Source organism: Streptomyces sp. NPDC048297 (assembly GCF_043201585.1).
Lineage (GTDB): Bacteria > Actinomycetota > Actinomycetes > Streptomycetales > Streptomycetaceae > Streptomyces.
In genome coordinates, this window is sequence record NZ_JBICZA010000034.1 from 96867 (window position 1) to 105059 (window position 8193).

8 protein-coding genes and 1 rRNA gene are annotated in these 8193 nt (G+C 68.0%); all 9 read right to left on the minus strand.

Annotation, left to right across the window (positions count from 1 at the left end; translation table 11 throughout):
- Positions 1 to 166 precede the first annotated feature (166 nt).
- Positions 167 to 640, minus strand: a complete 474-nt coding sequence (locus ACGFYV_RS30335) for a bifunctional nuclease family protein (RefSeq protein WP_026253112.1) — start codon at positions 638 to 640, stop codon at positions 167 to 169.
- 85 nt (positions 641 to 725) lie between these two features.
- The gene (locus ACGFYV_RS30340; protein ID WP_393881708.1) at positions 726 to 1463 is read right to left on the minus strand and encodes a MerR family transcriptional regulator; all 738 of its coding nucleotides are present in this window, start codon (positions 1461 to 1463) and stop codon (positions 726 to 728) included.
- Positions 1464 to 1504: 41 nt separating this feature from the next.
- Positions 1505 to 2335 carry an FHA domain-containing protein gene (locus tag ACGFYV_RS30345; RefSeq protein ID WP_393881709.1) on the minus strand — a complete coding sequence of 277 codons (831 nt, stop codon included), beginning with the start codon at positions 2333 to 2335 and terminating at the stop codon, positions 1505 to 1507.
- A gap of 190 nt (positions 2336 to 2525) precedes the next feature.
- Positions 2526 to 3362, minus strand: a complete 837-nt coding sequence (locus ACGFYV_RS30350; RefSeq protein WP_393881710.1) for a DUF881 domain-containing protein — start codon at positions 3360 to 3362, stop codon at positions 2526 to 2528.
- Positions 3363 to 3367: 5 nt separating this feature from the next.
- Positions 3368 to 3700, minus strand: coding sequence for a small basic family protein (locus tag ACGFYV_RS30355; protein WP_003988855.1), 333 nt, complete (start codon positions 3698 to 3700; stop codon positions 3368 to 3370).
- Positions 3697 to 4614 carry a DUF881 domain-containing protein gene (locus tag ACGFYV_RS30360; RefSeq protein WP_393881711.1) on the minus strand — a complete coding sequence of 306 codons (918 nt, stop codon included), beginning with the start codon at positions 4612 to 4614 and terminating at the stop codon, positions 3697 to 3699. The genes ACGFYV_RS30355 and ACGFYV_RS30360 overlap by 4 nt, the downstream gene beginning before the upstream one ends.
- Before the next feature lie 155 nt (positions 4615 to 4769).
- On the minus strand, positions 4770 to 7265 hold the full coding sequence (locus ACGFYV_RS30365; RefSeq protein ID WP_393881717.1) for a sugar phosphate nucleotidyltransferase: 2496 nt from the start codon (positions 7263 to 7265) through the stop codon (positions 4770 to 4772).
- Between the two features lie 114 nt (positions 7266 to 7379).
- Complete coding sequence (locus ACGFYV_RS30370) at positions 7380 to 7988, minus strand: CDP-alcohol phosphatidyltransferase family protein (protein ID WP_393881712.1); 609 nt, start codon at positions 7986 to 7988, stop codon at positions 7380 to 7382.
- Between the two features lie 110 nt (positions 7989 to 8098).
- Positions 8099 to 8193, minus strand: a 5S ribosomal RNA gene (rrf, locus tag ACGFYV_RS30375); the annotation flags it as partial.

Below are 8193 nucleotides of genomic sequence, written 5' to 3' on the forward strand. Positions count from 1 at the left end.
CCGTTCCCCACCGCGGGGAAAGGCTAGCCGAATGCCATGGCAGGGAGGCGTAGGACGCTCTCACGGGCCGCTGGCAATTGCCCTCACGCCGGCCCCCCTGCCGAGCCACCGACCGACCGGTTTCCCAGCCCGTCCGGCGCGGCCCGCCCCGCTTCACCGCCCCGCCTCACTGGCTGCTGGTGCCGAAGTCCTCGGGCGAGATCTGGTCGAGGAACTCACGGAACTTCTCGACCTCGTCCTCCTGCTCGTCCGGGATCGCGATGCCGGCGTCGTCCAGCACCGTGTCACTGCCGTAGATCGGCGTTCCGGTGCGCAGGGCCAGCGCTATGGCGTCGGACGGGCGGGCACTGACCTCGACCCCGCTGGCGAAGACCAGCTCCGCGTAGAAGACGCCCTCACGCAGGTCCGTGATGCGCACTTCGGTCAGCTCCTGGCCGACGGCCTCCAGCACGTCCTTGAACAGGTCGTGGGTCAGCGGTCGCGCGGGCGCCATGCCCTGCTGCGCGAAGGCGATCGCCGTCGCCTCCCCCGGTCCGATCCAGATGGGGAGGTAACGATCGCCCCCCACTTCGCGCAGGAGCACGATCGGTTGGTTGGAGGGCATTTCCACCCGGACACCTACGACATCGAGCTCGTTCACACAGCAACCCTAGGCCGTGCCCGGGACGTTTGGGTAGTCGGGCCGGGAACAGGTGGCCGATACGGCCCACCGACACGCCCGTTCGTCACGGCAACCGCACCCCGAGAGCGGTCTTCACCATCGCCGCGTGCAGCTTCACCGTGAGCGCCGCCAGCTCCTTCGTACGGGCCTCCGCGTGCGCCCTGGTCTGCGGGTTGCGATGGCGCTTGAGCGGGGCCACCACCTGGTCCACGAGACCCGCCTCGCGGTCGGCCGCCGCCTTCATCACCCGAAGGTGCCGCGGCTCGATCCCGAACCGGCCCAGCTCCGCCACGAGCGAGGCCACGGTGACGGCCTCGGCGTCGTACACCCCGTCCTCCAGGGGGACGACGAGCCCGTACGACTCCCACTCCTTCAGGTCACCCTCGTCGACACCGGCGGCCGCCAGCAGCTCGGACCGCCCGACCCGCGCCACCGTGGGCCGCTCGGCCTGCTGCTCCACGTCCTCCCCGGTGCGCTGGCGCCCCACCACCGGAAGCTGGACGGCCTCACCGCGCTCCATGGCGTCCAGATGCTCCCGGATCACCTTGAGCGGCAGATAGTGGTCCCGCTGCATCCTCAGGACGTGACCGAGGCGCTCGACGTCCCCGGCGCTGAACTTGCGGTACCCCGAGGGGGTCCGCCGCGGCTCGATGAGCCCCTCCGACTCCAGGAAGCGGATCTTGGAGATGGTCACTTCGGGAAACTCGTCACGCAGCGCGTTCAGCACCGTGCCGATGCTCATCAGCCCACTGTCCGCGGCGGCGGCACCGTTTCCGGCACCGCCGCTCGGTGTTTGAAGCATGGACCTTCCCTGGGGTCCCCCCGGACGGCGTCCGGGGGAGGTCAGATGCCCTGCCGGCTCAAGTAGAAGACCAGCCGGTACTTGCCGATCTGCACCTCGTCGCCGTTGGACAGAGCGACCTGGTCGATCCGCTCACGGTTGACGTACGTGCCGTTCAGGCTGCCCACGTCCGCCACCGTGAAGGTGCCGTCGGGAGAGCGCCGGAACTCCACATGGCGGCGCGAGACCGTCACGTCGTCCAGGAAGATGTCGCTCTGCGGGTGACGGCCGGCCGTGGTCAGGTCGCCGTCCAGCAGGAAGCGGCTGCCCGAGTTCGGCCCCCGGCGCACCACCAGGAGCGCCGAGCCCAGCGGCAGCGCGTCGACGGCCGCCTGCGCCTCGGGCGAGAGCGTCGGCACCGGCGTCTGGCCGGTCACCTCGGCGTCGTAGGCCTCGATGCCGGAGATGGAGATCGTGGACGTGGTCTCGGAGGCACGCTCGGGCGCGACACCGGGACGCAGGGGCGCACCGCAGTTCGAGCAGAAGCGGGCGTTCTCCGCGTTGCGGTTACCGCACCTCGTACACACCAGGACCGACATGGACGGATCCTCCTGCCGCGGAAGCCCCGCGGGGGCGTTGGACGCATTCGGGCCGGAGGCAAACCCTCCACCCGCACTTGAGGTTGACGGTTGCCCGAAACCTATGCCGCCGGACTGGGCAGGGTCAACAGACGCCGCGCCCTGCCCGCCGGAAATGTCACCGCCCGGACCAGCGACCTGGTCCCGGAACAGCGGGCGCTGGCCCTCCGCGTCAGGCTGTGCGCGATGGCGAGCGGTCGCGTTGTCTCCGCTCTCTCGCGCACTCTTGCCGAACAACTTCGCAAACAACTTCACGGGCGATTCCCCTTGACCGAAACAGACCCGCCCGTGGGGCAGGACGAACCCTGATTGCCGACACCGGTCGACCCGGACATCCTCACAACGTCCGTTTCCACCAAACAGTTTCCACCACGCACCTCCCCATCGGTGCGCCGACCCCCCGCAACCTCATGCCCCTGGCACACGTCTCCCATGCACCGCCGGTTCACCGTGAGGACGACCGAGCGTAGTCAGGCCCCTTCGCCTGCCGCAAGGCATCCACGACGATCTTGTCCGACCGCTCGACCGTCACCGTGGCCTGCTCCTTCTCCAGAGTCTGCACCACGCCTCCTGGGATGTTCAGCGCCGGTTCGAGGTCCTGCGGCTTACCGATGACCTGGAAACGAAAGGGAGCGTTGATCTTGTTCCCGTCGACACTGACCTTCTTGCCGGAGTCCGCCAGGTAGGTGTTCGCGACGACACGGACGCCGTTGATCTGGATCGCCTCCGCGCCGGCCGCGCGCAACTCCTGGATCGCGTCGAGCAGCATGTCCGCTTTGACCGTCCCCTTCGTGTCCTCGACCGTCACCGTGATGCCGGGACCCTGCGCCGCCACGGTGCCCGCCAGAATGCCGAGTTGCTTCTCCTTCTCGGCCGTCTGCTTGCGGGCCTCCGCGGCCTGGTCGGAGCTGCTCTGCAGTTCCTGGCGCTGCTTCTCGAGTCCCTGCTTCTCGTCCTCAAGACGCTGAGTACGGTCGTCCAGTTCATCGAGGATGCGAACAAGATCCTCCTGACGGGCGCCACGCAGCGCACTGTCGCTGTCACTGTTCGACGCCACCTGCACCGCGAGCCCGAAGCCGAGCCCGAACAGCAGCACCGCGACGATGAGTTGGGCCCTGGTGAGCCGCGGCGGCCACAACCCTTCGAGCAACCTCCGGCGCCCGCTGAGCTGCGGCTCGGCGTTCTCGTCGCGGACCGGCTCGGCCTCGGAGCCCGCTGCCGGCACCTCGTCGGGCAGTTCCCTGCGCAGCCTGTTCTCCGGCTGCTCGTCCCTTTCACTCATCGGTATCACGCCCGGAACACGTGTCGTCGGATGGCCGCGGCGTTGGAGAAGATCCGGATGCCGAGGACCACCACGACACCGGTGGACAGCTGCGCACCCACACCCAACTTGTCGCCCAGGAACACGATCAGCGCGGCCACGACGACGTTCGACAGGAACGACACCACGAAGACCTTGTCGTCGAAGATCCCGTCCAGCATGGCCCGCAGACCACCGAAGACGGCGTCCAGCGCCGCCACGACGGCGATCGGCAGATATGGCTCGACGACCGCCGGAACCTCGGGCCGGACCAACAGGCCGGCCACGACTCCCACGACGAGGCCCAGTACGGCGATCACGATGTGCCCTTCTCAGTCTTCTCGGAGTTCGGCTTTGCTGTACGTACGATCACGCTCGGCGCCGCGGGCAACCGGACGTCGGCCTCCGTGGAGATGGTGGCGCGGATACCGAAGTTGTCCTCCAGGGCATGCAGGTACAGCCCGTCGGCGCTGTCCTGGAACCTGGCGCCGAGCCGTTCCCCGTCCCCCACCGCCAGCACCGTGTACGGCGGCACCAGCGGCTTGTTGTCGACCAGTATCGCGTCACCCGCGGCCCTGATCGCGGACAGGGCGGTCAGCCGCTGCCCGTTGACGGAGACGGCCTCCGCACCCGACGCCCACAGCCCGTTCACCACGCGCTGCATGTCCCGGTCACGCACCCGCCCGGTGTCGGAGAACCCCGAGGTCTCGCGCGGATTGGTGCCGTCACCGCCGGTGCTGGCCTCCTTGGCGTCGTTCACCACCAGCTTCACGCCGGGGCCGTGCACCGCCGTGGCACCGGACAGGACCCCCACCAGCTCCGCCCCGGTGTCGCCGCCGCTGTCACGCAGCGCCGCCCGTTGCCGAGCGCCCACGTCGTCACGCAGCTTGTCGACGTCGCCCTCGAGCTTGTCCGCGGCGGAGCTCTCCCGGTCGATCCGGTCGATCAGCTCCTGGCGCTCCTTGGCCACCACCGGCGCCGCCACGCGCGCCTGTGCCGCGCCGACGGTCACCACCAGCGCCGCCAGGACCAGACCGCCCGCCAGCCCCAGCTTCGCCCGGAGGGTCTTCGGCAGCCCGCCCTCGCCCTCGGACTTCTTCCGGGCCGCCGCCTCGGCATACCCGTCGTCGAGGCTGTGGTCCATCACGTTGGTGATCAACGACATGGACGCATCCGGGCGTGGCGGCCGCCCGGGGCTGCTCCGAACGGGGGGTTGCTGCGGCATGCCGCACATCGTCGCATGTCGCGAGCAGTACCTCCGAACGGCCCCACCGACGTGCCGGACAGGCCCCCTTAGAGTGAGACTTGTCCGGCACGCGCGCGTGCAGTGGATTTGCCGCCCCGGGTCATGCCATTACCCGTTCGGCGCAGTGCAGCAAGCCGCTCGTCCTACCGTCCGGCGCTGTCCACGACGGCCGCCCACTCGTCGAGCAGGGCCTGCGCGGAGGCGTCGTCGGGCCCCTCCGCCCACAGATGTGTGACCGCCTCGGCCGGGTCGGGCAGCACCATCACCCAGCGGCCGTCGGTCTCCACGACCCGCACACCGTCCGTCGTATCGACAAAGCGATCCCCGGCCGCCTCGACGACCCGCCGCATCACCAGACCCTTGACGGCCCACGGCGTCGCCAGGTCCCGCTTGAGGACATGGGCCCGCGGAATCCGCGCGTCGATCTGGCTCAGCGTGAGCTGCGTCCGCGCCACCAGCCCGATCAGCCGCACGAACGCCGCCGTACCGTCGTAGACGCTGCTGAACTCGGGGACGATGAACCCGCCCTTGCCGTCACCGCCGAAAATGGTGCCCTCTTCGCCGCCCACGCGCGTGAGGTCGTCGGGAGACGTGGTCGTCCACTCGACCTGTGTGCCGTGATACGCGGCCACCTGCTCGGCGATCCTGGTCGTGGTCACCGGCAGCGCCACCCGGCCGCTACGCCGCTCGGCCGCGACCAGGTCCAGCATCACCAGCAGCGCCCGGTCGTCCTCGATGATCCGGCCCTTCTCGTCCACGAGCGACAGCCGCTCACCGACGGGGTCGAACCGGACACCGAACGCCGCCCCGGAGGACGCCACGATCTCGCCGAGCCGCATCAGCCCGTTGCGGCGTATCTCGGCCGTCTCGGTGGGCCTGGCCTCGTCGAGACCGGGGTTGATGGTGAGCGAGTCCACGCCGAGCTTGCCGAGCAGGCTCGGCAGGACGAGGCCGGCGCTGCCGTTGGAGGCGTCCACGACGACCTTCATGCCGGACTCGGCGATCCCGCTCGTGTCGACGTTCCGCAGCAGCGAGCCGGTGTACGAGTCAAACACACTCGACGGGAAGTACAGGTCGCCGATCTCCCCCGGGAACGCACGCCGGTACTCCTGGCGCGCGAACACCCGGTCGAGCTTGCGCTGACTGCCCTGCGACAGGTCCGCTCCCTGTCCGTCGAAGAACATGATGTCGACGGAGTCCGGGACACCCGGCGAAGTCCGGATCATGATGCCGCCGGCGCTGCCCCGCGCGGTCTGCTGACGCGCCACGGGCAGCGGCACGTTCTCCAGGTCGCGTACGTCGATGGCGCTCGCCTGGAGTGCGGAGATCACCGCCCGCTTGAGCGCACGAGCACCTCGGGAGTGGTCACGGGCCGTGGTGACCGTGGCCCCCTTCTTCAGCGTCGTGGCGTACGCACCGGCCAGCCGCACGGCCAGCTCGGGCGTGATCTCCACGTTGAGGATCCCGGACACACCCCTGGCACCGAACAGGTGCGCCTGCCCCCTGGACTCCCAGATGACCGAGGTGTTGACGAAGGCGCCGGCCTCGATGGTCTTGAACGGGTAGACCCGGACATTGCCCTGAACGATCGATTCTTCACCGATCAGGCACTCGTCACCGATGACCGCGCCGTCCTCGATCCGGGCGGCCCGCATGATGTCGGTGTTCTTCCCGACGACGCAGCCGCGCAGATTGCTGTGCTGTCCGACGTACACGTTGTCGTGCACGACGGCCTTGTGCAGGAAGGCGCCGCTCTTGACCACCACATTGGATCCGACGACGGTGTGCTCGCGGATTTCCGCGCCGGCCTCGACCTTGGCGTAGTCGCCGATGTACAGCGGCCCGCGCAGCACCGCGTCCGGATGCACCTCCGCGCCCTCGGCCACCCATACGCCGGGCGAGATCTCGAATCCGTCGATGTCGACGTTGACCTTGCCCTCGAGCACGTCGGCCTGGGCCTTCACGTAGCTCTCGTGGGTGCCGACGTCCTCCCAGTAGCCCTCGGCGACAAAGCCGTAGACCGGCTTGCCTTCCTTCATGAGCTGCGGGAAGACGTCTCCGGACCAGTCGACGGGAACGTCGGGTTCGACGTAGTCGAAGACTTCGGGCTCCATCACATAGATGCCCGTGTTCACCGTGTCGGAGAAGACCTGCCCCCAGGTCGGCTTCTCGAGGAAGCGCTCGACCTTTCCCTCCTCGTCGACGATGGTGATGCCGAACTCCAGCGGATTGGGCACCCGGGTCAGGCAGACCGTGACCAGAGCGCCCTTCTCCTTGTGGAAATTGATGAGTTCCGTGAGGTCGAAGTCGGTCAGGGCATCACCGGAGATGACGAGGAAAGCATCGTCCTTCAACGCCTCTTCGGCGTTCTTGACGCTTCCGGCGGTACCGAGTGGCTTCTCCTCATTGGCATACGTGAGCTCCATTCCGAGCTCTTCGCCGTCACCGAAGTAGTTCTTGACGAGCGATGCCAGGAACTGCACGGTGACCACGGTCTCGGTCAACCCGTGCCTTTTGAGCAGCCGCAGTACGTGCTCCATGATCGGGCGGTTCGCCACGGGCAGGAGCGGTTTGGGCATGCTCGAGGTCATAGGGCGCAGGCGTGTGCCTTCGCCCCCAGCCATCACGACGGCCTTCATGTCGGAAGCGTCCTCCTCCAAGAGACGACGGTCCAGCCGACTTCACCCGTCCAGATTGTCCCGCACTTTTCCCCCGCGGGCCATCGAAGCACTACGTCCGGACAACCGCCGAGCTCAATCGGCCAGGGCGTCCGCGCGCACCAGACGGCGGACTTGTACCACGTAGAGCACTCCTGCCCACCAATAGAGCGTCGTACCCCAACCTGCGAACGCCCATCCGAAAACAGCAGCGAGTGACGCGATCCAACCACTTCCGTCACTGAGCAACAACAACGGGAACGCGTACATCAGGTTGAACGTGGCCGCCTTCCCCAGGAAGTTCACCTGCGGCGGCGGATAGCCGTGACGTCTGAGGATGCCCACCATCACCAGGAGAACCAGCTCGCGCAGCAACAGGAGGGCGGTCAGCCAGATCGGCAGGATCTCGCGCCAGGTGAGGCCCAGCAGGGTGGAAAGCACATAGAGCCGGTCGGCGGCGGGATCGAGCAGCCGGCCGAGGCTGCTGATCTGATTCCAGCGCCGGGCGAGCTTGCCGTCCAGATAGTCACTGACCCCGCTGAACGCGAGCACCAGGAGAGCCCAGCCGTCGCTGTTCGGGCCACCGAACTCCGGCCTGAGAATCAGCCAGAGGAAGACGGGTACGCCGACGAGCCGCGCCATGCTGAGGATGTTGGGGATGGTGAGGACCCGGTCTGTCTGGACACGGGTCTCCTGGACCTCCACCCGGGGGCCTCCTGTTGCGAAACGAACCAACGATGCTCCCTGACCCTACCTCAACGCAAAAAAGCTCCGGCTCCTGGGCGGTATGCCCAAGAGCCGGAGCTTGAAAAGGAGTTCGGCGGCGTCCTACTCTCCCACAGGGTCCCCCCTGCAGTACCATCGGCGCTGTGAGGCTTAGCTTCCGGGTTCGGAATGTAACCGGGCGTTT